22 protein-coding genes and 1 tRNA gene are annotated in these 26,544 nt (G+C 49.7%); 18 read left to right on the top strand and 5 right to left on the bottom strand.

Annotated features, from left to right (window positions below):
• Nucleotides 1–13 precede the first annotated feature (13 nt).
• Both gcvP and N0B36_RS13530 read left to right on the top strand, forming a co-directional pair.
• A complete protein-coding gene (gene gcvP, locus N0B36_RS13535) occupies nucleotides 14–2,887 on the top strand; it encodes an aminomethyl-transferring glycine dehydrogenase (RefSeq protein ID WP_259688487.1) in 2,874 nt (957 codons plus the stop codon).
• Between the two features lie 61 nt (nucleotides 2,888–2,948).
• On the top strand, nucleotides 2,949–3,692 hold the full coding sequence (locus N0B36_RS13530) for an SDR family oxidoreductase (protein ID WP_259688486.1): 744 nt from the start codon (nucleotides 2,949–2,951) through the stop codon (nucleotides 3,690–3,692).
• A 94-nt stretch (nucleotides 3,693–3,786) separates the two neighbouring features.
• Here N0B36_RS13530 and bglA read toward each other — a convergent pair whose 3' ends face one another.
• Together bglA and N0B36_RS13520 are read right to left on the bottom strand one after the other, a co-directional pair.
• Nucleotides 3,787–5,220: a 6-phospho-beta-glucosidase BglA gene (bglA, locus tag N0B36_RS13525; RefSeq protein WP_016154353.1), complete on the bottom strand. Its 1,434-nt coding sequence runs from the start codon at nucleotides 5,218–5,220 to the stop codon at nucleotides 3,787–3,789.
• Between the two features lie 121 nt (nucleotides 5,221–5,341).
• Nucleotides 5,342–6,070, bottom strand: coding sequence for a MurR/RpiR family transcriptional regulator (locus tag N0B36_RS13520; RefSeq protein ID WP_259688511.1), 729 nt, complete (start codon nucleotides 6,068–6,070; stop codon nucleotides 5,342–5,344).
• A gap of 52 nt (nucleotides 6,071–6,122) precedes the next feature.
• On the opposite strand from N0B36_RS13520, the gene yqfB reads away from it, so the two are divergent.
• Together yqfB and trhA are read left to right on the top strand one after the other, a co-directional pair.
• The gene (gene yqfB, locus N0B36_RS13515; RefSeq protein WP_016154352.1) at nucleotides 6,123–6,434 is read left to right on the top strand and encodes a N(4)-acetylcytidine aminohydrolase; all 312 of its coding nucleotides are present in this window, start codon (nucleotides 6,123–6,125) and stop codon (nucleotides 6,432–6,434) included.
• 163 nt (nucleotides 6,435–6,597) lie between these two features.
• Nucleotides 6,598–7,257, top strand: a complete 660-nt coding sequence (gene trhA, locus N0B36_RS13510) for a PAQR family membrane homeostasis protein TrhA (RefSeq protein WP_153690042.1) — start codon at nucleotides 6,598–6,600, stop codon at nucleotides 7,255–7,257.
• Nucleotides 7,258–7,336: 79 nt separating this feature from the next.
• Here the strand turns inward: trhA and ygfZ are convergent, their stop codons facing one another.
• Nucleotides 7,337–8,317, bottom strand: a complete 981-nt coding sequence (gene ygfZ, locus N0B36_RS13505) for a tRNA-modifying protein YgfZ (protein WP_047499319.1) — start codon at nucleotides 8,315–8,317, stop codon at nucleotides 7,337–7,339.
• Nucleotides 8,318–8,574: 257 nt separating this feature from the next.
• Between ygfZ and sdhE the strand changes: the two genes are divergently transcribed.
• Both sdhE and N0B36_RS13495 read left to right on the top strand, forming a co-directional pair.
• Nucleotides 8,575–8,841: an FAD assembly factor SdhE gene (gene sdhE, locus N0B36_RS13500; protein WP_016154349.1), complete on the top strand. Its 267-nt coding sequence runs from the start codon at nucleotides 8,575–8,577 to the stop codon at nucleotides 8,839–8,841.
• The gene (locus N0B36_RS13495; protein WP_016154348.1) at nucleotides 8,822–9,229 is read left to right on the top strand and encodes a protein YgfX; all 408 of its coding nucleotides are present in this window, start codon (nucleotides 8,822–8,824) and stop codon (nucleotides 9,227–9,229) included. The genes sdhE and N0B36_RS13495 overlap by 20 nt, the downstream gene beginning before the upstream one ends.
• A gap of 100 nt (nucleotides 9,230–9,329) precedes the next feature.
• Here N0B36_RS13495 and fldB read toward each other — a convergent pair whose 3' ends face one another.
• Nucleotides 9,330–9,851: a flavodoxin FldB gene (gene fldB, locus N0B36_RS13490; protein WP_016154347.1), complete on the bottom strand. Its 522-nt coding sequence runs from the start codon at nucleotides 9,849–9,851 to the stop codon at nucleotides 9,330–9,332.
• A gap of 113 nt (nucleotides 9,852–9,964) precedes the next feature.
• Here fldB and xerD point away from each other — a divergent pair, with 113 nt between their 5' ends.
• The 5 genes from xerD to lysS all read left to right on the top strand — a co-directional run bounded on the left by xerD (nucleotide 9,965) and on the right by lysS (nucleotide 16,180).
• Nucleotides 9,965–10,861, top strand: coding sequence for a site-specific tyrosine recombinase XerD (gene xerD / locus N0B36_RS13485; RefSeq protein ID WP_016154346.1), 897 nt, complete (start codon nucleotides 9,965–9,967; stop codon nucleotides 10,859–10,861).
• A 23-nt stretch (nucleotides 10,862–10,884) separates the two neighbouring features.
• Entirely contained in the window at nucleotides 10,885–11,598 is a 714-nt protein-coding gene (gene dsbC / locus N0B36_RS13480; RefSeq protein WP_200051867.1) for a bifunctional protein-disulfide isomerase/oxidoreductase DsbC, read from the top strand.
• A gap of 5 nt (nucleotides 11,599–11,603) precedes the next feature.
• Nucleotides 11,604–13,337 carry a single-stranded-DNA-specific exonuclease RecJ gene (gene recJ / locus N0B36_RS13475; RefSeq protein ID WP_016157413.1) on the top strand — a complete coding sequence of 578 codons (1,734 nt, stop codon included), beginning with the start codon at nucleotides 11,604–11,606 and terminating at the stop codon, nucleotides 13,335–13,337.
• Nucleotides 13,338–13,554: 217 nt separating this feature from the next.
• A protein-coding gene (prfB, locus tag N0B36_RS13470; protein WP_100250065.1) for a peptide chain release factor 2 occupies nucleotides 13,555–14,653 on the top strand; the annotation gives its coding sequence in 2 pieces (ribosomal slippage) (nucleotides 13,555–13,629 and nucleotides 13,631–14,653; 1,098 coding nt in all).
• A 9-nt stretch (nucleotides 14,654–14,662) separates the two neighbouring features.
• A complete protein-coding gene (gene lysS / locus N0B36_RS13465) occupies nucleotides 14,663–16,180 on the top strand; it encodes a lysine--tRNA ligase (protein WP_200079801.1) in 1,518 nt (505 codons plus the stop codon).
• 85 nt (nucleotides 16,181–16,265) lie between these two features.
• On the opposite strand, the gene idi is transcribed toward lysS, so the two are convergent.
• On the bottom strand, nucleotides 16,266–16,814 hold the full coding sequence (gene idi / locus N0B36_RS13460; RefSeq protein ID WP_259688485.1) for an isopentenyl-diphosphate Delta-isomerase: 549 nt from the start codon (nucleotides 16,812–16,814) through the stop codon (nucleotides 16,266–16,268).
• A 166-nt stretch (nucleotides 16,815–16,980) separates the two neighbouring features.
• On the opposite strand from idi, the gene actS reads away from it, so the two are divergent.
• The 7 genes from actS to tviE all read left to right on the top strand — a co-directional run bounded on the left by actS (nucleotide 16,981) and on the right by tviE (nucleotide 26,499).
• Nucleotides 16,981–17,739, top strand: coding sequence for an amidase activator ActS (gene actS, locus N0B36_RS13455; protein ID WP_046274955.1), 759 nt, complete (start codon nucleotides 16,981–16,983; stop codon nucleotides 17,737–17,739).
• Nucleotides 17,740–17,818: 79 nt separating this feature from the next.
• Nucleotides 17,819–17,892 (top strand) — tRNA-Gly (locus tag N0B36_RS13450).
• A 1,240-nt stretch (nucleotides 17,893–19,132) separates the two neighbouring features.
• Nucleotides 19,133–19,660, top strand: coding sequence for a Vi polysaccharide biosynthesis protein TviA (locus N0B36_RS13445; RefSeq protein ID WP_047499323.1), 528 nt, complete (start codon nucleotides 19,133–19,135; stop codon nucleotides 19,658–19,660).
• A gap of 257 nt (nucleotides 19,661–19,917) precedes the next feature.
• Nucleotides 19,918–21,195, top strand: a complete 1,278-nt coding sequence (gene tviB, locus N0B36_RS13440; protein ID WP_016157409.1) for a Vi polysaccharide biosynthesis UDP-N-acetylglucosamine C-6 dehydrogenase TviB — start codon at nucleotides 19,918–19,920, stop codon at nucleotides 21,193–21,195.
• Between the two features lie 2 nt (nucleotides 21,196–21,197).
• Nucleotides 21,198–22,238, top strand: coding sequence for a Vi polysaccharide biosynthesis UDP-N-acetylglucosaminuronic acid C-4 epimerase TviC (tviC, locus tag N0B36_RS13435; protein ID WP_259688484.1), 1,041 nt, complete (start codon nucleotides 21,198–21,200; stop codon nucleotides 22,236–22,238).
• A 29-nt stretch (nucleotides 22,239–22,267) separates the two neighbouring features.
• A complete protein-coding gene (tviD, locus tag N0B36_RS13430) occupies nucleotides 22,268–24,763 on the top strand; it encodes a Vi polysaccharide biosynthesis protein TviD (RefSeq protein WP_259688483.1) in 2,496 nt (831 codons plus the stop codon).
• A complete protein-coding gene (gene tviE / locus N0B36_RS13425) occupies nucleotides 24,763–26,499 on the top strand; it encodes a Vi polysaccharide biosynthesis glycosyltransferase TviE (RefSeq protein WP_259688510.1) in 1,737 nt (578 codons plus the stop codon). The genes tviD and tviE overlap by 1 nt, the downstream gene beginning before the upstream one ends.
• Nucleotides 26,500–26,544: the final 45 nt, after the last annotated feature.

Genomic DNA, 26,544 nt, shown 5'->3' with positions numbered 1-26,544 from the left:
GGAACCATCGCCCATGACACAGACGTTAAGCCAGCTTGAAAATAGCGGCGCTTTCATTGAACGCCACATCGGACCGGACGCCGCGCAGCAGCAAGAGATGCTGAATGCGGTTGGCGCCGAGTCGTTAAACGCGCTGATCGGCCAGATTGTGCCGAAAGACATTCAGCTCGCAACCCCGCCACAGGTGGGCGAGGCGGCGACCGAATACGCTGCGCTGGCTGAATTAAAAGCCATCGCCGGGCGTAACAAGCGCTTCACGTCCTACATTGGCATGGGCTACACCGCCGTGCAGCTGCCACCGGTTATCCTGCGTAACATGCTGGAAAACCCGGGTTGGTACACCGCCTACACCCCGTATCAACCGGAAGTCTCCCAGGGCCGTCTGGAAGCACTGCTGAACTTCCAGCAGGTGACGCTGGACCTGACCGGCCTGGACATGGCTTCCGCTTCTCTGCTGGATGAAGCTACTGCTGCAGCTGAAGCCATGGCGATGGCCAAACGCGTCAGCAAACTGAAAAACGCTAACCGTTTCTTTGTGGCGGCTGATGTTCATCCGCAAACGCTGGACGTAGTGCGTACTCGTGCGCAAACTTTTGGTTTTGACGTCATTGTTGATGACGCGGCAAAAGCATTGGATCATCAGGATGTGTTCGGCGTGCTGTTGCAGCAGGTTGGCACCACCGGTGAAGTGCACGACTACAGCGCCCTGATGGCTGAGCTGAAATCCCGTAAAATAGTGGTCAGCGTCGCTGCCGACTTTATGGCGCTGGTACTGCTGACTGCACCGGGCAAACAGGGCGCGGATATCGTTTTCGGCTCTGCGCAACGCTTCGGCGTACCGATGGGCTACGGCGGCCCGCACGCGGCATTCTTTGCCGCTAAAGACGAATTCAAGCGCTCCATGCCAGGCCGTATTATCGGCGTCTCCAAAGATGCAGCGGGTAATACCGCCCTGCGCATGGCGATGCAGACTCGCGAACAGCATATCCGCCGCGAGAAAGCGAACTCCAACATTTGTACCTCGCAGGTTCTGCTGGCCAACATCGCCAGCCTGTATGCCGTTTATCATGGCCCGGTTGGCCTGAAACGCATCGCTAATCGCATCCATCGTCTGACCGATATTCTGGCAGCCGGTCTGCAACAGAAAGGATTGAAGCTGCGTCATGCGCACTACTTTGACACTTTGTGTGTTGAAGTGGCCGATAAGGCTGCGGTACTGGCGCGTGCTGAAGCAGCAGAAATCAACCTGCGTAGCGATATCCATAACGCGGTAGGTATTACGCTCGATGAAACCACCACCCGTGAAAACGTGGTGCAGTTGTTCAATGTTCTGCTGGGAGACAGCCGCGGTCTGAACATCGAAACGCTGGACAAAGACGTGGCGCTCGACAGCCGTTCCATTCAGGACAGCATGCTGCGCGACGATGCGATCCTCAGCCATCCGGTGTTTAATCGCTATCACAGCGAAACCGAGATGATGCGTTACATGCACTCGCTGGAGCGCAAAGATCTGGCCCTGAACCAGGCAATGATCCCGCTGGGGTCTTGCACCATGAAGCTGAACGCTGCCGCCGAGATGATCCCTATCACTTGGCCGGAATTCGCTGAACTGCATCCGTTCTGCCCGCCAGAGCAGGCAGAAGGTTATCACCAGATGATCGGCCAGCTTTCCGAATGGCTGGTAAAACTGACTGGTTATGACGCAGTCTGCATGCAGCCGAACTCCGGCGCGCAGGGCGAGTATGCGGGTCTGCTGGCGATTCGCCATTATCACGAAAGCCGTAACGAAGGCCATCGCGATATCTGTCTGATCCCGGCCTCTGCCCACGGTACCAACCCGGCCTCCGCACAGATGGCGGGTATGCAGGTAGTGGTTGTCGCCTGTGATAAGAACGGCAACATCGATCTTGGCGATCTGCGTGAAAAAGCGGCGCAGGCGGGTGAAAACCTCTCCTGCATCATGGTGACCTATCCCTCTACTCATGGCGTGTATGAAGAAACGATCCGTGAAGTGTGCGACGTTGTGCACCAGTTTGGCGGCCAGGTTTATCTTGATGGCGCGAACATGAATGCTCAGGTTGGGATCACCACACCGGGCTTTATCGGTGCCGATGTCTCACACCTTAACCTGCATAAAACATTCTGCATTCCGCACGGCGGCGGCGGCCCAGGTATGGGACCAATCGGTGTTAAATCGCATCTGGCGCCGTTCGTGCCGGGTCATAGCGTAGTACAGATTGAAGGGATGCTCACCCGTCAGGGCGCGGTTTCTGCGGCACCGTTCGGTAGCGCATCCATTCTGCCGATCAGCTGGATGTACATCCGTATGATGGGCGCAGAAGGTCTGAAGCAGGCAAGCCAGGTGGCGATCCTGAACGCTAACTACATTGCCAGCCGTCTGAAAGATGCCTATCCGGTGCTGTATACCGGTCGCGATGGTCGCGTGGCACATGAATGTATTCTCGACATTCGCCCACTGAAAGAAGAGACCGGCATCAGCGAACTGGATATTGCCAAGCGTCTGATCGATTACGGTTTCCATGCGCCGACCATGTCGTTCCCGGTAGCGGGTACGCTGATGGTGGAACCGACTGAATCGGAAAGCAAAGTGGAACTGGATCGCTTTATCAATGCGATGCTGGCAATCCGCGCAGAGATCGATCGCGTGAAAGCCGGTGAATGGTCGCTTACAGATAACCCGCTGGTTAACTCCCCGCACACGCAAAATGAGCTGGTCGCGGAGTGGAATCACGGTTACAGCCGCGAAATCGCCGTCTTCCCGGTGGGCGTAGCGAACAAATACTGGCCGACCGTGAAACGCCTTGATGACGTTTACGGTGACCGTAACCTGTTCTGCTCCTGCGTGCCGCTGAGCGATTATCAGTAATCGACTGATTCAGCTATCTTTTAAAGGCGCTTCGGCGCCTTTATTTTTGGGGAGAATAGTGATGGCTATAGCACTGGTTACGGGGGGCAGTCGCGGTATTGGTCGGGCAACCGCGATGCAGTTAGCGCTAGAGGGTTACACGGTCGCCGTTAACTTTCATCACAATATTCGTGCGGCAACGGAGGTGGTGAACAATATCGCCGCTGCGGGAGGAAAGGCGTTTGCTCTGCGGGCAGATATCAGCGATGAAAGCCAGGTCGGGGCGATGTTTGAGTCCATTGACCGCGAGGGCGAGCCGCTGACTGCTCTGGTGAACAATGCCGGGATTTTGTTTGAACAGAGCACGGTGGAAAGTCTAACCGCTGAGCGTATTAATCGCGTCCTGGCGACTAATGTTACCGGCTATTTTCTGTGTTGTCGGGAAGCGGTAAAGCGCATGTCGTTTAAGCACGGCGGTCAGGGCGGGGCGATTGTGAATGTCTCTTCGGCGGCGTCACGGCTTGGCGCCCCGTTCGAATACGTTGATTATGCAGCCTCAAAAGGTGCGGTGGACACGCTTACCACCGGCCTCGCGTTGGAGGTTGCGGCGCAGGGGATACGCGTGAACTGCGTGCGACCCGGTCTTATCTACACGGAAATGCATGCGTCAGGCGGCGAGCCGGGAAGGGTCGATCGCGTGAAATCCATGTTGCCTATGCAGCGCGGCGGACAGCCGGAAGAGGTCGCGCAGGCGATTACCTGGCTGCTGAGTGAGAAGGCGTCTTACGTCACGGGCAGTTTTTTGGAGCTGGCCGGCGGGAAGTAATGCGTTGCTTGCCGGATGGCGGCGTAAATGTTTGCTCTGGTCTACAGGTTCAGTTCCCGTAAATCCGATAAGCGCAGCGCCATCCGGCAAAAAATTACAGATTCTCGCCGTTGCTGGCAATCACCGCTTTATACCACTCAAAACTTTTCTTACGCGAACGCGACATATCGCCGGTGCCGTCGTCGTGTTTGTTCACGTAGATAAAACCGTAGCGTTTGCTGTACTGGCCGGTGGTGAACGAGACGCAGTCGATGCAGCCCCACGGCGTGTAGCCCATCAGATCTACGCCGTCATACGTTACCGCTTTCATCATCTCTTCGACGTGGGCGCGCAGATAGTCGATGCGGTAGTCATCGTGGATGCTGCCGTCTTCTTCAACTTTGTCGTAAGCGCCAAATCCGTTTTCAACGATAAACAATGGCTTCTGATAACGCTCGTACAGTTCGCATAAGGCGTAACGCAGGCCAACCGGATCAATCTGCCAGCCCCAGTCGGATGCTTTGACGTGCGGGTTCGGCACGCTGCCCTCAAAACCGGAAATAGCATCGCCGCTACCACCTTCCGCTTTTACCGCGTTGGTCATGTAGTAGCTAAATCCGAGATAGTCGCAGGTGCCTTCACGCAGGATTTGTTCATCGCCAGCTTCCATTCGAATATTGAATTCGCGGCGCTCCCACTCGTTCAGTACATAAGATGGATAGTAGCCGCGCAGTTGAACGTCGGTGAATACATAGCGTTCACGCATTGATTCCTGCGCGAACATCACATCTTCAGGCTTACAGGAGTACGGGTATAGCGGGACCATTGCCAGCATGCAACCGACTTTCATTTCAGGGTTGATGCGACGTGCGGCTTTCACCGCCAGAGCGCTGGCCACGAACTGGTGGTGCAGCACCTGGTACATAGTCTCTTCCGGGTTTTCATGCTCGGTATACACCACGCCGGAGCAGCAATAGCCAAACAGCGGTGCACGCCAGTTACGCTGGTTGTTGATTTCGTTGAAGGTCATCCAGTATTTGACCTTGTGCTTGTAGCGCTCAAAGACCACTTCAGCAAAACGGACAAAGAAATCAACGACTTTACGATTGGTCCAGCTACCGTACTGTTGAACCAGGTGTAGCGGCATTTCGAAGTGGGAAAGGGTGATGACCGGTTCGATATTGTACTTCAGCAGTTCATCAAACATGTCGTCGTAGAATTTTAGCCCTTCTTCGTTTGGCTGGGTTTCGTCCCCTTTGGGGAAGATACGGGTCCAGGCAATTGACGTACGGAAGCATTTGAAGCCCATCTCGGCAAACAGCTTAATGTCTTCTTTGTAATGTCCGTAAAAATCGACGGCTTCGTGGTTGGGGTAGTACTTACCTGGCACGACGTCCTGAGTGATTTCTCGCGGAACGCCGTGTGCCCCCCCGGTCAGTACGTCGCAAATGCTGGGCCCTTTGCCACCTTTATTCCAGCCGCCTTCAACCTGATGCGCCGCAACCGCGCCGCCCCATAAAAAATCGTTTGGTAAGGTAAGTTTTTTCATCTGCGCTCAGTTTCAAATTAATACAATCTGATTTTGAGTCTAACAAAGGAAAGATAAATGTCACGATATAACAAAATAGCGTTAATGTGATTTGTTACATCAAAAAAACATATTGTTTTTTTTACGCTATTCTTTTCGCCAGCTTGCGACCGAGTGATTCCAGAATATAAATAACGGGGATCTGCGTGGTTATATCGTATACCCCGGCAATGCGTGTCTGTGGAACGTGCCAGGAGAGATTAAAGTCGGCAAGTTTCGCGAGGCGCGAATGTTCATGGCTGGTGACCGACAGAACCTTACAGTTATGCAGACTGAACTGGCTGGCAAAGCGTAGGATCTCTTCGGTTTCTCCAGAAACGGAAAGCACGATCGCCAGCGCGTTTCTGGCCATATCATTAGTTACCGGGAAATAAGGGTCATCGATGTGGTTACTGAATTTTCCGACGTTTGAGAAAAAACGTGCGCCATATTTTGCCAGAGCTCCGGATGTTCCCGCCCCGACGAATATAATACGCTCGGAAGATAATATAATATCAACAGCCTGATCGAGTAATTTGTCGAACTCGTCGTTATTGACGCCTTTAAAGAAGCTGATAATTTCGCTGGCACCGAAATTAGCCTGTTGCGGTTCATTCTGCTCTAAATATAATTTGAAGCGTACGCGAAATTCTGAGTAACCTTCACACTTAAGCTTGCGGCAAAAGCGCAGTACGGTGGTGGTGGAAACGTCCACGGCATCCGCCAGTTCACGAATGGTCATGTACATGACTTTGTCACGGTTTTTGATGACATAGTTGTAGACCAGCATCTCAAGATTGTTGAGACTGGCGATGGCAGCGTGGGAGAACATACTCACAATGGCAAAACTCACTCATCAGACTTCATCTACAGGGAATAATAACATGCAGCCAAATGACATCACTTTTTTTCAGCGTTTCCAGGATGACATTCTGGCCGGACGCAAAACCATTACGATTCGTGACGAGTCCGAATCACACTTCAAAGCCGGTGACATTCTACGGGTTGGGCGCTTCGAAGATGAGGGGTACTTCTGCACGATTGAGGTTGTTGGCACCTCAACCGTCACGCTGGATACGCTGACGGAGAAACATGCTCGCCAGGAAAACATGACGCTAGAAGAACTTAAACACGTGATTGCCGAGATTTACCCGGATCAAACACAATTTTATGTGATTGATTTTAAATGCCTTTGATTTTAACGGTACGCCTGTTAGCTGAATATTAAAATATAACATCATGATTTTTATGGATTATTATTTAGTTGGCAAATATTTTAGCTAACAGGTGTTCACTGGAACCATTCTCAGTTACGCTAGAGGAGCAATCACGATAGTGTTCGTTTCTCGGGAGTAAAATATGGTTCAGAAGCCATTAATTGCGCAGGGATATTCGCTGGCAGAGGAAATAGCCAATAGCATCAGTCACGGTATCGGGCTGGTGTTTGGGATTGTCGGACTGGTATTGTTGCTGGTTCAGGCAGTGGATACCAACGCCAGCGCCGTGGCGATAACCAGCTATAGCCTGTATGGCGGCAGCATGATCCTGCTGTTCCTCGCCTCAACTTTATATCACGCGATCCCCCATCAAAGAGCAAAAGTCTGGCTGAAAAAGTTCGACCACTGCGCGATTTATCTGCTGATTGCCGGGACCTACACGCCATTTCTGCTGGTGGGGCTGGATTCGCCGCTGGCACGTGGACTGATGATTGTTATCTGGAGCCTGGCGCTGCTCGGTATTTTATTCAAACTGACCATTGCGCACCGGTTTAAGGTTCTGTCGCTGGTAACCTACCTGGCGATGGGCTGGCTATCGCTGATTGTGGTGTATCAACTGGCGGTTAAGCTGGCGGTGGGGGGGGTGACGTTGCTGGCAGTTGGTGGTGTGGTGTATTCGCTGGGCGTTATTTTCTACGTCTGTAAGCGCATTCCATACAACCACGCGATCTGGCACGGCTTTGTGCTGGGTGGCAGCGTTTGCCATTTCCTGGCGATCTACCTGTACGTGGGGCAGGCGTAATTATTATTACCCAGCGGTGCTGTGCTTACCGGGTCTTTAAAACTCGTGACCCGGTAAGATAAAGTCACCACCCGGCGATTTACTCTTCCAGCGAATACGGCAGCGGTACGATATGCAGCGTTTTCGCGTCGTCACGAACGCGGAACACGCTGTCGGCTTCCATGTCGTTATTCATCACAACCTGCACCAGTACCTGTCCATCCGCCAGTTGCACCGCGGCGAGTACGGTGCCGGTACGACGCCAGTTCTCGCCCATTTTCAGCTCCAGGTCTTCACCTGCTTCCGGTACCCGACTGGCCGCACCTGCCAGCGTCCACATGGCACGTTTGTTGGCTCCGCGGAATTTTGCGCGAGCAACCATTTCCTGACCGGTATAACAGCCTTTTTTAAAGCTGATCCCGCCCAGAGCCTGCAGATTGGTGGCTTGCGGAATAAACTGCGCGCTGTTGGCAGTATCAATCACCGGAATACCTGCTTCGATATCCAGCGCCAGCCACTGTTGGCTGTTATTTAACTCCGCTTCACCGCGCAGCTTCTCTACCAGGGTTTCCGCCGTTGCAACATCAACGATCAGCAGGAAACGCTCAGCGGGATGTTCGAACCACAATATGGTGGAAGAACCTTCAGTAATGACCTGCTTATCGCTGTTTGGTAATTCGCTAAAGAGATTGGCCAGCGCAGCACGCGCCTGGAATCCCGCGACGCCCAGCAGTACGCGCTCGTCGTCCGGGGCAATCGCCACTTTCGAGAAGACTGCATATTTTTTCAGTTCGGTGAGCTGCGCATCGCGCAGATTACGGCGCTCAAGCCATGCAAAACCGTCACCCTGGCGGAACAGACGCAGGTTGCTCCACATTTTACCTTTGGCGTCACAATGTGCTGCCAACACGTGCTGATGCTCGGTCATCTGGCTGACATCCGCTGTGACCTGACCCTGAATATACTTCTCACTGTCGACACCGGTGATGGTGGCGAGCGCCCATTCATCGAGCGTCATTAGCGTCAGAGGCAAGCGCGTTGACGCGAAAGGCTGGCGAGGAGGAAAAGATATAAAAGCCATAATTAATGTCCTGATTTGCTTAACGCAGTGATAATGACTAATGGTAAAAGAGCTATGGCCCATTGCAAGCGGTTTAAACAGGCTATTTGTGCCATATATTAAGCTTTGCGAGGAGACATCCAAAAATGCTGAATCCTTTGACTTAATGTGGTTTTATTTAGCGAGCACGCTTCCGTTTGCTGATATTCCCGTAAATATGAGGGAAAAACACGTTACAATAGCGGGATACTTCGTTTTCGCGAGACAGGAAGAAGAACATGGATATTAACAACAAAGCACGTATTCATTGGGCATGCCGTCGCGGTATGCGTGAGCTGGACATCTCGATCATGCCGTTTTTCGAACATGAATATGACAGCTTAAGTGATGAAGAAAAACGTATCTTTATCCGTCTGCTAGAATGTGATGATCCAGACTTATTTAACTGGTTGATGAATCATGGGAAACCGGCTGATGCTCAGCTAGAGCAGATGGTGCGACTTATCCAGACACGGAATCGGGAACGTGGTCCAGTGGCAATCTGATTTACGCGTTTCATGGCGCGCGCAATGGCTTTCGCTGCTCATTCATGGGCTGGTGGCGGTATTTATATTATTGATGCCCTGGCCATTGAGCTACACCCCATTATGGCTGGTTCTGCTCTCTCTGGTGGTGTTCGATAGCGTCCGTAGCCAGCGCCGAATCAATGCCTGTCAGGGCGAGATTCGGCTGTTGATGGACGGTCGTCTACGCTGGCAAGGGCAAGAGTGGACTATTGCTAGCGCACCCTGGATGGTCAAAACAGGCATGATGCTGCGTTTACGTTCCGATGCCGGAAAACGTCAGCATTTGTGGCTGGCGGCAGACAGTATGGATGACGCGGAGTGGCGGGATTTGCGGCGGTTAATACTGCAACAGGCGAAGCAGGGATAATGCTGATGAATGCCTGATGGCGTGCAGCGTTAAGGTCTACGGTTCGGTGCGGCATGTAGGCCGGATATGGCGTTTACGCCTACATCCGGCAAAATGGTTATCAGGACCAGTGTTCGGCCATTTCACCAAGGATTTGCTCGCACCAGGCCTGAATGCGTTCATCGCTGAGATCGTACTGGTTTGTTTCATCCAGTGCCAGGCCAACAAACAGCTGTCCATCGGCAATGACGGGCTTATCGCTGGTAAATTCATACCCTTCGGTTGGCCAGTAACCAACAAATTTTACGCCTTTGGTGACCAGTTTATCGTGCAGCATACCCAGCGCATCCAGGAACCATTCACCGTATCCCAACTGATCGCCCATACCGTAAAGCGCAACAATTTTGCCTTCCAGGTTGAGGTCGTCCAGTTGCTCCCAGACCGCTTCCCAGTCCTCTTGGATTTCACCGAAATCCCAGGTTGGGATGCCTAAAATGAGCACGTCATACTGCTCCATTAAGGTCGGGGAATCATCTTTGAGGTTGTGCAGTGTCACCAGTTCGGGACCCAGGATATCGCGGATTTTTTCTGCTGCCATTTCGGTATAGCAGGTGCTGGAACCGTAAAAAAGACCCATGTTCATGACGTAAACATCTCAATTCTGCTGTAGCGTTGCGGGTAGTGTAACAGAATCGCCGCATTCTCGGCACAATGAGGCATAATGCATCAAAAATGAGAGTGAAATAAGGGGCGCGAGTGGAACAGGATCTGGCGCGCATCGAGCAGTTTCTTGATGCCCTGTGGCTGGAACGAAATCTGGCGGAAAACACGCTAAGTGCGTATCGTCGCGATCTGACCATGCTTGTTGAATGGCTACATCACCGCGGCGCCTCGCTTGCGACCGCGCAGAGTGATGACCTGCAAGCATTGTTGGCTGAGCGGATGGATGGGGGATATAAAGCCACCAGTTCCGCACGCTTGCTCAGTGCAATGCGGCGTTTTTTTCAGCATCTGTACCGTGAAAAATATCGCGAAGATGACCCCAGCGCCTCGCTTGCATCACCTAAACTTCCGCAGCGTCTGCCCAAAGATCTCAGCGAAGCACAGGTCGAACGACTTCTGCAGGCGCCGCTGATAGAACAACCGCTGGAACTTCGCGATAAAGCCATGCTGGAAGTATTGTATGCCACAGGCCTGCGCGTGTCTGAACTGGTGGGGCTGACGATGAGTGACGTCAGCCTGCGTCAGGGCGTGGTTCGGGTGATCGGTAAAGGTAATAAAGAGCGCCTTGTCCCGTTAGGTGAGGAGGCGGTGTACTGGCTGGAAACGTACCTGGAGCATGGGCGTCCGTGGTTGCTCAACGGTGTATCAATAGATGTGCTGTTTCCCAGCCAGCGGGCGCAACAGATGACTCGTCAAACCTTCTGGCATCGTATCAAACACTATGCTGTGTTGGCTGGAATCGACAGCGAAAAGCTGTCCCCGCACGTCCTGCGGCATGCGTTTGCCACGCATCTGCTCAACCATGGCGCTGATCTGCGCGTGGTGCAGATGCTACTGGGGCATAGCGACCTCTCGACAACGCAGATTTATACTCATGTCGCAACGGAGCGCTTGCGGCAACTACATCAACAGCATCACCCGCGAGCGTGAGTGCTGACAGGAAAGGATAGGTTATGAAAAAACGTTTTATGATGTTCACCCTGCTGGCGACGGCGTTTTCCGGCATGGTACATGCAGACGATGCGGCGATTCGCCAGTCATTAGCGAAGCTGGGTGTTCAGAGTACCGAGATTCAGTCTGCTCCGGTTGCGGGCATGAAAACTGTACTGACCAATAGCGGCGTGTTGTACGTTACCGAAGACGGTAAACATATTATTCAGGGACCGATGTATGACGTGAGCGGTGCAAGCCCGGTAAACGTCACCAACCAACTGCTGATGAAGCATTTGAACGCGCTGGAAAACGAGATGATCGTCTACAAAGCGCCGCAGGAAAAACACGTCATCACCGTTTTCACCGACATCACCTGTGGCTACTGCCACAAGCTGCATGAAGAGATGAAAGACTACAATGCGTTAGGGATCACCGTACGCTATCTGGCCTTCCCTCGTCAGGGACTGGAAAGCCAGGCCGAGCAGGACATGAAATCTATCTGGTGTGCGAAGGACAAAAACAAAGCCTTTGACGACGCCATGGCTGGCAAAGATGTGAAGCCTGCGACCTGTAATGTGGACATCGCTAACCACTACGCGCTGGGCGTACAGTTTGGCGTCAGCGGTACGCCGGCGATTGTGCTGAGCAATGGCTATGTAGTGCCTGGCTATCAGAGCCCGAAAGAGATGAAAGAATTCCTCGACGCACATGCAAAACAAACCAGCGGTAAATAATTCGCGTGAAACAACAGATACAACTTCGTCGGCGTGAAGCCGACGAGACCGCCGAGCTACCTGCCGACTTGCCGCCATTGCTGCGCCGTTTATACGCCAGCCGCGGTGTGCGCAGCGCGCAGGAGCTTGAGCGTAGTGTGAAAGGCATGCTGCCGTGGCAGCATTTGAACGGTGTCGAAAAAGCGGTTGAAATCCTCTATAACGCTTTTCGCGAAGGAACCCGAATCATCGTGGTCGGCGATTTTGACGCCGATGGCGCGACCAGCACCGCGCTCAGCATTCTGGCGATGCGCGCGTTGGGCTGCAGTAACGTGGACTACCTGGTGCCTAATCGTTTTGAAGACGGTTATGGCTTAAGCCCGGAAGTCGTTGATCAGGCCCATGCCCGGGGCGCTCAGCTGATTGTCACCGTCGACAACGGCATCTCGTCCCACGCGGGTGTTGAACATGCCAGAACGCTGGGGATCCCGGTCGTTGTGACCGATCACCATCTGCCAGGGGACACGCTGCCGGGCGCTGAAGCGATCATCAATCCTAACCTGCACGATTGTGAATTCCCGTCTAAATCGCTGGCTGGCGTTGGCGTGGCCTTCTATCTGATGCTGGCGCTGCGCACCTTCCTGCGTGACAAAGGCTGGTTTGATGAACGAGGAATTGCGCCGCCGAACCTGGCGGATTTGCTCGATCTGGTTGCGCTTGGCACGGTGGCCGACGTGGTTCCGCTGGATGCCAATAACCGCATTCTGACGTGGCAAGGCTTAAGCCGTATTCGTGCCGGAAAGTGCCGCCCTGGTATAAAAGCGCTGCTGGAGATTTCCAATCGCGACCCACTCAAATTGGCTGCCAGTGATTTAGGTTTTGCTCTCGGACCACGGCTGAATGCAGCGGGGCGTCTGGACGATATGTCCGTTGGCGTGGCGCTGTTGCTGTGCGACAACATTGGTGAAGCACGCGTGCTGGCCAATGAGCTGGACGCACTCAACCAGACGCGTAAAGAGATCGAGCAGGGTATGCAGGCGGAAGCGCTGACTCTGTGTGAAAAGCTGGAACGCAGTAGCGATACGCTACCAGGCGGTCTGGCGATGTACCATCCCGAGTGGCATCAAGGAGTGGTGGGGATTCTGGCATCGCGTATTAAAGAGCGCTTTCACCGTCCGGTAATTGCGTTTGCCCCGGCCGGTGACGGTACGCTGAAAGGCTCCGGGCGCTCGATTCAGGGGCTACACATGCGCGATGCGCTGGAGCGCCTGGACACTCTTCATCCAGGTATGATCCTCAAGTTTGGCGGTCACGCTATGGCGGCGGGTTTGTCGCTGGAAGAGGCGCAGTTTGAGCGTTTCCAGCAGCGTTTCGGCGAACTGGTAACCGAGTGGCTGGACCCCGCCTTACTGCAGGGCGAAGTGGTGTCTGACGGTGCTCTGAGCGCGGCGGAGATGACCATGGAGGTCGCGCAAATGCTGCGTGATGCCGGACCGTGGGGACAAATGTTCCCGGAACCACTGTTTGACGGGCATTTCCGTCTGCTCCAGCAGCGTCTGGTCGGTGAGCGTCATCTGAAGGTGATGGTGGAGCCCGTCGGTGGTGGACCGTTGCTGGACGGTATTGCGTTTAACGTTGATACCACCTGCTGGCCGGATAACGGTGTTCGCGAAGTTCAGCTTGCCTACAAACTGGATATTAATGAGTTTCGCGGCAACCGCAGCCTGCAGATTATAATCGATAATATCTGGCCACTTTAGCGTCACTTTACACAAAATCATTCAAGCTGCATCGAGGCGGCAAGTGGATGAGTCTCCATAAGCGTACGAGCAGTACGTGACTGGGGCGAAATCGCGCAGCCAACAAAGAGGCAGCTTGAAGGATGATGTGTATATTCGCTATAAAAAAGGGTGTGGATTAGTTACAATCCCGCTCTTATAACCGCATTTTGACTAGTCCAATAAAAGAAATCAGACAATGTTTGAAATTAATCCGGTAAATAACCGCATTCAGGACCTCACGGAGCGCTCTAACGTTCTTAGGGGGTATCTTTGACTATGATGCCAAGAAAGAGCGTCTGGAAGAAGTAAACGCCGAGCTGGAACAGCCGGACGTATGGAACGAACCCGAACGCGCGCAGGCGCTGGGTAAAGAGCGTTCCTCCCTTGAGGCCATCGTTGATACGCTCGATCAGATGAGCCAGGGCCTGGAAGATGTCTCCGGCCTGCTGGAACTGGCTGTAGAAGCCGACGACGAAGAAACCTTTAACGAAGCCGTAGCAGAACTTGATACGCTGGAAGATAAGCTGGCCCAGCTGGAATTTCGTCGTATGTTCTCCGGTGAATATGATAGCGCAGATTGCTATCTCGATATTCAGGCTGGCTCCGGCGGTACGGAAGCACAGGACTGGGCAAGCATGCTGATGCGTATGTACCTGCGTTGGGCTGAAGCGCGCGGCTTTAAGACTGAAATTATTGAAGAATCTGAAGGTGAAGTGGCGGGTATTAAATCCGTGACCATCAGAATTGCTGGCGAATATGCTTACGGTTGGCTGCGTACTGAAACCGGTGTACATCGCCTGGTGCGTAAAAGCCCGTTCGACTCCGGCGGTCGTCGCCATACGTCGTTCAGCTCTGCGTTTGTCTACCCGGAAGTTGACGATGATATTGATATCGATATCAACCCGGCGGACCTGCGTATTGACGTTTACCGCGCTTCTGGTGCGGGCGGTCAGCACGTTAACCGTACCGAATCTGCGGTGCGTATCACCCACATCCCGACTGGGATTGTGACGCAGTGTCAGAACGACCGTTCCCAGCACAAGAACAAAGACCAGGCCATGAAGCAGATGAAAGCGAAGCTTTATGAACTGGAAATGCAGAAGAAGAATGCCGAGAAACAGGCGATGGAAGATACTAAATCAGATATCGGCTGGGGTAGCCAGATTCGTTCTTATGTCCTTGATGACTCCCGCATCAAAGATCTGCGTACTGGGGTTGAAACCCGCAACACGCAGGCGGTGCTGGATGGCAGCCTGGATCAATTTATCGAAGCAAGTTTGAAAGCAGGGTTATGAGGAACCAACATGTCTGAACAACACGTACAGGGCGCTGACGCGGTAGCCGACCTTAACAATGAACTGAAAACGCGCCGTGAGAAGCTGGCGAGCCTGCGCGAGCAGGGGATCCCCTTCCCGAACGATTTCCGTCGCGATCATACCTCAGACCAACTGCATGCTGACTTCGACGCGAAAGAAAACGAAGAGCTGGAAGCGCTGAACATTGAGGTATCCGTTGCTGGCCGTATGATGACCCGCCGTATTATGGGTAAAGCATCATTCGTTACGCTGCAGGATGTTGGCGGCCGCATTCAGCTGTACGTTGCTCGCGACGATCTGCCGGAAGGCGTCTACAACGAGCAGTTCAAAAAATGGGATCTGGGCGATATCCTCGGCGCGAAAGGTAAGTTGTTCAAGACCAAGACCGGTGAGCTGTCTATCCACTGTAACGAGCTGCGTCTGCTGACGAAAGCGTTGCGCCCATTGCCGGATAAATTCCACGGTCTGCAGGATCAGGAAGCGCGCTATCGTCAACGCTACCTGGACCTCATCTCTAACGATGAATCCCGCAATACCTTTAAAGTGCGTTCACAGATTATGGCGGGTATCCGTCAGTTCATGGTTGGTCGTGGCTTTATGGAAGTAGAAACCCCGATGATGCAGGTGATCCCAGGCGGGGCGGCAGCGCGTCCGTTTATCACCCATCATAACGCGCTGGATCTGGACATGTACCTGCGTATCGCGCCGGAACTGTACCTCAAGCGCCTGGTGGTTGGCGGCTTCGAACGCGTATTCGAAATTAACCGTAACTTCCGTAACGAAGGCATCTCTGTTCGCCATAATCCAGAGTTCACCATGATGGAACTCTACATGGCTTATGCGGACTACAAAGATCTGATCGAACTGACCGAATCGCTGTTCCGTACGCTGGCGCAGAACGTTCTGGGAACGACTGAAGTGCCTTACGGCGAAGAAGTCTTTGACTTTGGTAAGCCGTTCGAAAAACTGACGATGCGCGAAGCGATTCAGAAATACCGTCCGGAAACCAACATGGCCGATCTGGATAACTTCGATTCTGCAAAAGCGATTGCGGAATCTATCGGCATCAAAGTTGAGAAGAGCTGGGGTCTGGGCCGTATCGTGACCGAAATCTTTGAAGAAGTTGCAGAAGCGCACCTGATTCAACCGACCTTCATTACCGAGTACCCGGCAGAAGTTTCTCCGCTGGCGCGTCGTAATGATGAAAATCCGGAAATCACCGATCGCTTCGAATTCTTCATTGGCGGACGTGAAATCGGTAACGGCTTCAGCGAGCTGAACGATGCAGAAGATCAGGCGCAGCGTTTCCAGGATCAGGTTAATGCCAAAGATGCAGGTGACGACGAAGCGATGTTCTACGACGAAGACTATGTTACCGCTCTGGAACACGGTCTGCCGCCGACTGCGGGCCTGGGCATTGGTATCGACCGTATGGTTATGCTGTTCACAAACAGCCATACTATCCGCGACGTAATCCTGTTCCCGGCAATGCGCCCGGTTAAGTAAGATGTGAAATGCCGGATGGCGGCTGATGCCTTATCAGGCCTACAATGCGTTATGTAGGCCTGATGGGCGTAGCCCCGTCAGGCAATCAATTCCCGTTGGCAAACTTGCGCAGTAACTCTCGCGCCTTAACGTCTGAAACCTGCATTACCATCCACGGGCTAAAAGCCCACGGCGTCGCGTCAATCCCGCTTAAAACATCCTCAAGATTGCTCCACTGGGAATCCATCACTTCATCTGGGTTTAGCTGTAGCTCACTGACGATATGTGCGGCATAAACCGGGCATACTTCGTTTTCCACTATTCCACTCGGATCCGTGGCGCAATAACGAAAATCAGCATACACGGGGCTGAGCGAGTCGATGTCTGCACCCAGCTCGAAGCTAGCCCGGCGGATAATAGCGGCTTCGGTGCTTTCACCCAATTGCGGGTGACCGCAGACAGAGTTGGTCCAGACGCCTGGCCAGGCTTTTTTGTGCAGCGAACGGCGGGTGACCAGCAGTTGACCCTGCTCGTTAAATATCCAGCATGAGAAAGCAGAGTGCAGGGGGGTTGTGGCGGTATGCGCCGCATACTTTTCCAGTGTTCCACAGGGCAGGCCCTGCTCATTCAATAAAATGACATGTTCCTGTCGCATAGCGTCCACCATCAATCTTAAGCATTCACATTATATGCTTTATTAAGTCAGAATGATTAACAGAGGGTGTGAAATGCCAGAGTCGACGCTTCGTTGCGCGATATGATTTGGCATCCGGTTTCTGGCTGCTATGATAAAGCGTCTGAAAATGTTGCGAGGTATTGTTTTGAGTGCAGGACGCCTGAAGAAAAATGGCCTGAGTATCGCGATGCTGCTGTGTGTCGGTCTGCTGTTAGCAGGCTGTTCCGGGAGCAAGTCGTCTGATACAGGAAGTTATTCCGGCTCCGTGTATACCGTGAAGCGGGGAGATACGCTATACCGTATTTCGCGCGCCACCGGGACCAGCGTAAAAGAGCTTGCACGCCTGAATAATATTTCACCGCCCTATACCATTGAAGTGGGGCAAAAGCTGAAGGTCAGCGGCGGCGCGAAAACCAGTTCAGGCTCTGGCAAAACAACGACGAAATCCTCAACCAAAACGGCGGCGGTCAGACCATCTTCGTCCGTACCGCAGTCCTCCTGGCCACCGGTCGGACAGCGTTGCTGGCAGTGGCCTGCCAGCGGTAAAGTGATTCTGCCTTATTCAACCGCGGACGGCGGCAATAAAGGCATTGATATCTCAGCTGCGCGCGGTACGCCGATTTATGCCGCCGGAGCCGGGAAGGTGGTTTATGTCGGTAATCAGCTACGGGGCTACGGTAATCTCATTATGATTAAGCACAGTGAGGACTACATCACTGCGTATGCGCATAATGACACGATGTTGGTGAACAACGGTCAAAACGTGAAAGCCGGGCAGAAGATCGCGACGATGGGCAGCTCGGATGCGACCACGGTGCGGCTGCATTTCCAGATCCGCTATCGGGCGACGGCTATCGATCCGCTGCGTTATTTGCCACCAAAGGGCAGTAAGCCAAAATGCTGACGGTGAATTAATCGCCAGTCAGTCAGTTAGTCCCTTGCCAAGAAGAGCGTAAGGTTTATAATCCCTTACGCACTCCAATGCGGGCGTAGTTCAATGGTAGAACGAGAGCTTCCCAAGCTCTATACGAGGGTTCGATTCCCTTCGCCCGCTCCACGACTTACTTCTCACTGACTCTCCTGATTCAATTATCCTTCGTAATCTCAATGTGTTTCTTTGTTTAACGGTCAGACAGACTCAATGCACGACTATGCAGGCTAAAGCGATTGTGGGAGACGATAGCCTCCCTGGCGGGAGATACCTCATATGAAACTAACTATCCACAGGGGCCAAAGAGAAATCTTTGACGCTCTCGGATAGTAGAGCCTTGTATATGTTGGTTAATCCTTTCAATTCGCGATACAGGTGTCTTAAATATCGCATTTCCCCCCGTGGTACAAAAAATCAACTATCAATCAATTGAATTTATTTAAGAAAATTTAAGAAGTATGTTTGATTGTCTGTCTGAAAATATATCAACGTTAATACAGGTCACGTAGTTAATTGTTAGATTATAATTCCAAAGTTATCTTTATTTAACACGATATAAGATTGGTCATTCTTCATAAATAAGTAATGTGGTTTTTTTGCAGGTCAATTTTCTCTAATCGGCAGTAACAGGTTTTAAATGGTTTAGACTTGGTATGATTTTACCTGGATAAACATGGTGACATCTATTTTGTTAAAAATATCTTCAGGAGTTTAATTACTGCTGATAATTTCTTAAGGTGACTAGTTTTGTTCTCATTATCCGGTCACGAAATTATGTAGATACACAAAAATATACGAGTCAGTTTAGTACTTTGTACCATTTTGAATGCTTGCTATGCCGGGGGGCTCGTTAGCCTTGTGTATATTATGTCATTGTTGTTGAAAAATATAGCAAATATAGTTAGATAGACTTCAGTTGTACTGATTAAAATCTCACACGGTATAGCTAAGAATTTAAAGGTAGAGACATGGGTGACAATTCAGTCAGGCTACCTTTAACCCCAGTATGTATGCTGGTAATTTGTAAGAAAATGTTTCCTTGTGTTTTGAGAATTTTCTCATTTTGAATAAAAGATGAAAGTGCGGTTTCACAGGTAGTGCTAATAATACAACCAATAATCGTATTAAAATGCCGATATCCATTAGTAATTCAAATCTAAGAATGAGTGATTGATAGTTTTTAGCTATGAATGGCGAGGGGTTGATATCACATCCTTGTTGTGTAAAAGTTCATCTCATGTATTTAGCAATATTAATAAAATCAATTACTCGATTGTTAGGTATTTTTTAGAGGGTCGGTGTGCTTAAAAGTAGACACTTACCTTTCCATGGATGAAATAGAGTTTTTTGAGGTTATGGAGGCTTCATGAAGTATCAACATTTCTGGCCACCTAATGATATTTACTTTGGGGGTGGTGCCGCTAGTGTTATTGATGAAATGTCACTGATTACAAACGAAAGAAATTATTTATTCGTGAATCTTAATCAATATAGCTTACGTAGCACCTTGGTTTTTTTCTCACGGAATAAAAATATCAATAAAATCATAATCATCATTTCCAGCTCACGGTTGATGCCTTTGGCTCTTTTTTGGTTGGATAATATCAAAAATGTTATTGCTGTTTTCGATACCTCAACATCTGTGTCGGAGATGATTAAGAAAATAAGCCTATATCGACGAAATGGTGACAAGATAACGGCAGGGCGAAGGGAATGTAACTTTAAGATTAGCAACAAAGATATCATGAAGATGAAGTACTTCTTAACCGAAAGCGGTATGGAGGAGCTTCAGGATAGATTTATGAACTCGCCGTCAACATTGTATCGTTGGAGAAAAGAGATCGCCCTTAAATTCGGCGTGCGAGACCCTCGATATCTTCTATTGCCAGAATAAAATGCTATGCGTTTTCTCATTAAGAATTACAATTAAAGATCCGATCTTTAATTGTTGTTTTAGAACGGATACTGCATACGACCTCCATTTAACTAAAATTAGGCAATATAAAATTTCTAGCCTTGCTTAGACTAGAAACTGTCGTGATTTCGATAAGAATAGATACGCTGGCTAAGAACGTCAGGGGCGGTAGCGTTCCAGAAAACATCTGGGATTTATTTAAAGTTAATAATTATTAAATAAGGGACTTATCAGTAATGATCAGCAAAGACGATGTAAAAATTGCCATTATTGGACTCGGGTATGTTGGCTTACCATTGGCTGCTGAATTTGGGAAAATTCGTCAGGTGGTTGGTTTTGATGTTAATCATAAACGTATACTCGAGCTAAAAGAAGGGATCGATGTCAATCTCGAAACCACAGAAGAAGAGCTACGTGATGCTCGCCATCTGACGTTTACCTCATCAATTGATGAAATCAGAGAATGCAATTTTTACATCATTACCGTCCCGACGCCGATCAACGATTATAAGCAACCAGATCTCACCCCTTTGATTATGGCAAGTGAAACTGTTGGCAAAGTACTGAGGCCGGGGGATATCGTGGTGTATGAATCTACGGTATATCCAGGGTGTACTGAAGAAGAATGCGTGCCGATTCTTGAGCGTATGTCAGCGATGACATTTAACAAAGACTTCTTTGTCGGATATAGCCCAGAACGCATCAATCCCGGCGATAAAAAATATCGTCTGACAACTATCAAGAAAATCACCTCTGGTTCAACTGCAGAAACGGCCTGTCTGGTTGATGAGATCTATCGACAGATCATCACGGCAGGAACGTACAAAACGGAAAGCATTAAGATCGCGGAAGCGGCAAAGGTGATTGAAAATACCCAACGCGATCTCAATATCGCGCTGGTAAATGAATTGGCGATTATCTTTAACCGATTAGAGATTGACACTGAAGCCGTACTGCGAGCAGCGGGAAGTAAATGGAACTTCCTGCCATTCCGTCCGGGACTGGTTGGTGGTCACTGCATTGGCGTCGATCCCTATTATCTGACTCATAAATCTCAGGGCATCGGTTACTATCCGGAAATTATCCTCGCGGGTCGTCGACTGAACGATAATATGGGTAACTATGTTTCGGGACAGTTGATCAAAGCCATGATCAAAAAAGGGATTAATGTTGAGGGTTCTAACGTTCTGATTCTGGGGTTCACCTTTAAAGAAAACTGCCCGGATATCAGGAATACCCGCATTATCGATGTTGTAAAAGAGTTGGGCAATTACAGCTGTAATGTTGATATTTTTGACCCTTGGGTGGATGCTGAGGAAGTCGAAGAGGAATACGGGATTATACCTGTATCGGAAATCAAGGCGGCTTCTTATGATGCCATTATTGTTGCCGTTGGCCATGAGCAGTTTAAGAAGATGGGGAGTACTGATATTCGTGGCTTTGGAAAAGATAAACATGTGCTTTATGATTTGAAGTATATCCTTTCGCCTGAGCAGTCAGATGTGAGGTTATAATCATGACAGCCTATGATGAATTAAAAATACAACTCGTTCTTGAACCAAAACGTTGGCTTATTACTGGCGTAGCAGGTTTTATCGGCTCTGGATTATTAGAAGAACTACTCTATTTAAATCAAACAGTAATTGGGTTGGATAACTTTTCAACTGGCTATCAACATAATTTAGAGGATGTGCGTGCCGCTGTCAGTGAAGAACAATGGTCGCGGTTTACCTTTGTTCATGGGGATATCCGGTCGTTTGCCGATTGTCAGGCTGTTTGTGAAAATGTCGATTACGTTTTACATCAGGCCGCTCTGGGAAGCGTACCTCGTTCCTTGCAGGATCCTATCACGACAAATAGCGCTAACATTGATGGTTTTTTAAATATGTTGACGGCGGCGAGAGATGCACATGTATCTGGTTTCACCTATGCCGCAAGCAGTAGTACTTATGGTGACCATCCCGATTTACCTAAAATTGAGGAACGGATCGGCCGGCCATTAAGCCCGTATGCGGTTACAAAATACGTCAATGAATTGTACGCCGAGGTGTTTGCTCGCAGCTATGATTTTAACGCTATTGGCCTGCGCTACTTTAATGTATTTGGCCGCCGCCAAAACCCTAACGGAGCATACTCTGCAGTCATTCCTCGCTGGATACTATCGCTTCTTAAAGATGAACCAATTTATATCAATGGCGATGGTTCAACAAGCCGGGATTTTTGCTATATAGAAAATGTGGTTCAGGCAAATTTATTATCAGCAACGACTAATGATTTAGCCTCAAAAAATAAAGTCTATAATGTGGCTGTTGGAGACAGAACTTCGCTAAATGAGCTTTATTATCTCATCCGCGATGGGTTGAATTTATGGCGGGACGAACAAATTAGTGCTGAACCAATTTATAAAGATTTTCGTGACGGTGACGTTAAGCATAGTCAGGCAGATATTACCAGAATAAAAACATTTCTTTCATATGAGCCTGAGTTTGATATCAAAGAAGGACTTAAGCAGACTCTAAAATGGTATATCGATAAACAGACTGCTTTGTATTCCTGAGTATAACTACTCACTTTCTTTTCACGTGGATGAATTTAATGAAATCGTCAGAGATGTTTACGCTTACCGCCATTGGTAGTTGCCGTATCGCGAGTCCGGTAAAAAGAGCTCAGCCTTATTTTAATTTTAAGGCTAATTTTAAGAAAATATATGGATTTACGCATACGAGCAGCGAGGCATTACAGCAGGTTCGTTTTATTTTGGGATTGATAGATATTCCTGAAAAGGTCCGGCCTTTTATTTTTAGAACTGCTGTAAATTATTCAAAAAACGACGTTCATAGTCGTTCTGATTTCTATATCGTTGAGATTTCAAGTCAGAAGAAGATTATGGCCTATGGGTTGTGCTTACAACAAAATTATATAACTCGTCATTTTTATGAGTTTTTTAGCCAAACAGAGCGGGCGCGTGTGTACTGGTCGCTTGCCACGCAAGGGAATCAACACAAACTGCTGGCCTATCTCAAAGACGATCCCTGTTTTGCCGGAATGTCGGAAGACGATCGTGCCTTATTAAGCAATATTAATGTTGAGCAGATGGATGAGCATGCTATCGAACAGGATATGATGGAAATCATTCAGCTTCTTGGTCGCGATCGCGTTATGTTTATGACCCATGTTGATGCTGTGACTCGTGCTGGAACCGTCATTCAGTCCCGCAGTCGGTTGATTAAAAATGTCGAGACCATCGCCGCCAGGATGGATATTCCCTGCGTTAACCCGACAAATTTGATGGAAAAGTGGGGGCAGAAACGAGCCCTGGAAAAAAATGGCGACGATCTTACTCATTATACCGACATGTTTGGTGATGCGATCGTTGCGGCTATTTTTAAGGGAGTGATCAACAATACTAAGCATCATCTTGATGAGAGGCGGCAAGAGAAACAGGACCAAATACGTGAGATTACATTATCGATCACTAAGCTGCTTGCCGATGGCGACATTATTGCTGCATCACAGCAACTTTTTGCCGCATTAAGAAATCAGCAGCAAGAGCCCGTTCTGATCCAACTTCGGTCCGTAATCTTCAGCCGTTTAGGTTATTATGAACAGGCTTATCAGGATATTAGTGATGTTGAGAAAATTATCGGTACGACGGACAGCACATTACGTTGTCGGCTGAGGTCTCTGCATGGATTAGCGCGTTGGCGGGAAGCCTTATCGACGGCCGAGATGATGCTTTCCAATGAAATTGAAGATGAAGAAGTCCTTACCGTTGCCGCCGGCTCAGCCGATGCTTTACAGCTGTTTGATAAGTCATATCAATACTGGAAAAGTGTACTGTTATTGAATCCTGAAACCCAAAGCGGATGGGTTAATTTCCTGAGCAGCACGCAATATTTCAATGATGGCAACGCATTCTCCGAAGCTTTCCATGCCGGCATTCAATCGCAGCGCCTAAATGATGCGTTTATGGAAACAGCGTTATCTTTGGCAATCAAATTCAGTGATGAATTGATTTTCAAGCATGCGCTTGAGCAGTTACTCCGCCATGAGTCAGAATTTGCGCTGACGGTATTGTCGACGATTCATGATACCGGTCTCGTCATCCACGCAGCTTTCTGCATCAAGAATATGAGCTATCATCAGGCGCTTAGCACCTCGTATAAAGATAAACTCCACGACGTTTTTGTGGCATGGAACAATACCGCGCTGTCGCTACATTCGGTTGATGATTTTGTCTCACTGAGTACTTCGCTGGTGTACACCTTCTCTGCATTTATGGTTTATCCCCATGCACGTATTTCTCGCTTTAATAATGAAGTTAAAACGGCATGGCGCGAGAAATTAAGAGAAATGTATGAGCGTGAGGATTATGAAAATATCCTGGTAGGGGCGAAAATTGTGTGGCCACTTCTGGAGTTCGATCCTGTTAGCACAGTATATTGTGCAAGAACGCTGGTGAATCTTGGTGCCTGGAAAGACGCGTGCACGTTGGCCCACATGACCTTGATTCGTAACTCGAACATTACCAGCCTGCAGTCGATTATGTTACGCAGCATACGTCATATTAACGATATTCCGTTCCTCATTGATTTGATTGCTAACGTCATGAGCATTTCTCCATCATTCCAGAATGCCTCGATGAACGAGCTGTTTGAGAAAGAGTGTCGCAATGTTGCAACCAGAGCCCTTAAATATGTACGCCAGAAGAAAACTGAAGGGCGTCTGGATGAAGCATTGTCTGTATTGATTAGCCTGAAACGAATTGATCCTGATGTTTCTCGCCTGATGCGTGAATATAAGCAAATTATCAGATTATTTAATGAGTCACTGAAGGATGGCGGCAGCACTATCGCGTCTTATGAACATCTGGATTATGCGAAAAAATTACTCGTTTTTGATAGCGAAAATGCCTATGCCTTGAAATATGCCGCATTAAATGCAATGCATTTACGCGACTACACCCAGGCTTTGCAGTATTGGCAGCGACTGGAGAAAGTGAATGGGCCAACGGATCCGGTGACAAGGCAGATCTCGACCTGCATAACCGCATTACAAAAAAATACATCAGGGAAGTCGTAATGATTACGGAGGAAGAAAAGTTAGCTGCGCTAGGGAAAACGCTTTTAACATTGAAACAAGAGAGGAAGCTTGCGCAAGCTATTGCATTAATTGACAGTGAATTACCGGCTGAGGCTTTAACTTCATTAGCGATGCTAAAAAAAGCAGAATTTCTTCATGATTTCAATGAAACGGCGCGTGCATACGCGCTCTACGAAACGCTGATTGCACAAAACAATGATGAAGCACGTTATGAGTATGCGCGGCGTTTATATAATACGGGGCTAGCCAAAGATGCGCAGCTAATTCTTAAAAAGGTTAGCACCGGTGTGCAGAAAAAATATAACAATTATTTAGGCAAAATAAATAAGATCTGCGATTTGCTTGAACGCCTTGAAGGGGAAGCGATCCCTGTGGGGACCAACACCCGTATTATTGCAATGAAGCATGCCATCTTGTTTTATCGAAATCGTCAGCCGCGGCAGCTTCCCGTCGGATCTTTTGGTCGCCTTGCGCTCTGTACAGGCTCGCTAGGTAGCGGCGGTGCAGAGCGTCAGATTTCCAGGCTGGCTATCGAGATCGCCAGAAAATATCGGCAACAGGGGAAAATTGGCGGCCTGAAAGTAGAAGAGCCGGTAGAACTCATTATTCGCTCCCTGGCACCGGAACTCAGGCAAGACTTTTTCCTGAAAGAAGTGCTGGAAGAACAGGTCGAGGTGCTTGAAATCGCGAAGATTACCGGAAACTTCTTTGACGATGCGACAATAGAATCTCCGGAGTTGCGCTTATTGCTCTCTCATCTGCCGCCGGTGTGTAACTACGGCATCAAGCATCTGGTCCCCCACTTATGCGAGCGCAAGCCGGATTATCTCTCCGTTTGGCAGGATGGCGCTTGTCTGATGATTGCGCTTGCAGCGCTGATTGCTGGCGTGCCCAGAATTCAACTGGGATTACGTGGCTTACCGCCGGTGGTGAGAAAGCGTCTGTTCAAGCCGGAATATGAGCCTCTTTACCAGGCGCTGGCGGCCGTGCCTGGCGTTGATTTTATGAGTAACAACCATTGTGTGACCCGCCATTATGCCGACTGGCTAAAGTTGGAGGCGAAGCACTTCCAGGTTGTATATAACGGCGTCTTACCGCCATCTACCGAACCTTCTTCTGAGGTGCCACATAAAATCTGGCAGCAGTTTACGCAAAAAACCCAGGATGCGGACACGACTATTGGTGGCGTTTTCCGCTTTGTAGGCGATAAGAACCCTTTTGCATGGATTGATTTTGCAGCACGCTATTTACAGCACCACCCCGCCACACGCTTTGTGCTGGTAGGCGATGGTGATTTGCGCGCTGAAGCGCAGAAACGCGCCGAACAGTTGGGGATTCTGGAGAGAATACTATTCGTTGGCGTCTCGCGTGACGTGGGGTATTGGCTGCAAAAAATGGACGTATTCATTTTGTTTTCGCGTTATGAAGGGCTACCCAATGTGCTCATTGAAGCACAAATGGTCGGGGTGCCGGTGATTTCAACCCCTGCAGGTGGATCGGCAGAATGCTTTATTGAGGGTGTTTCGGGTTTCATTCTTGATGATGCGCAGACGGTCAATCTTGACCAGGCTTGCCGCTATGCAGAACAGTTGGTCAATTTATGGCGCAGCAGAACCGGTATTTGCCAACAGACGCAGTCATTTTTACAAGAACGCTTCACCGTTGAACATATGGTGGGAACGTTTGTACAAACCATTGCCTCTCAGCCTCGTTAATTAATGGGCAGCATTTTTTCAGCTATTTCATTTATAAAATAAGTT

This window comes from Citrobacter sp. XY323 (genome assembly GCF_025106035.1).
Taxonomy (GTDB): Bacteria; Pseudomonadota; Gammaproteobacteria; order Enterobacterales; family Enterobacteriaceae; genus Citrobacter; species Citrobacter braakii.
This window is presented reverse-complemented; position numbering and strand designations above follow the sequence as displayed.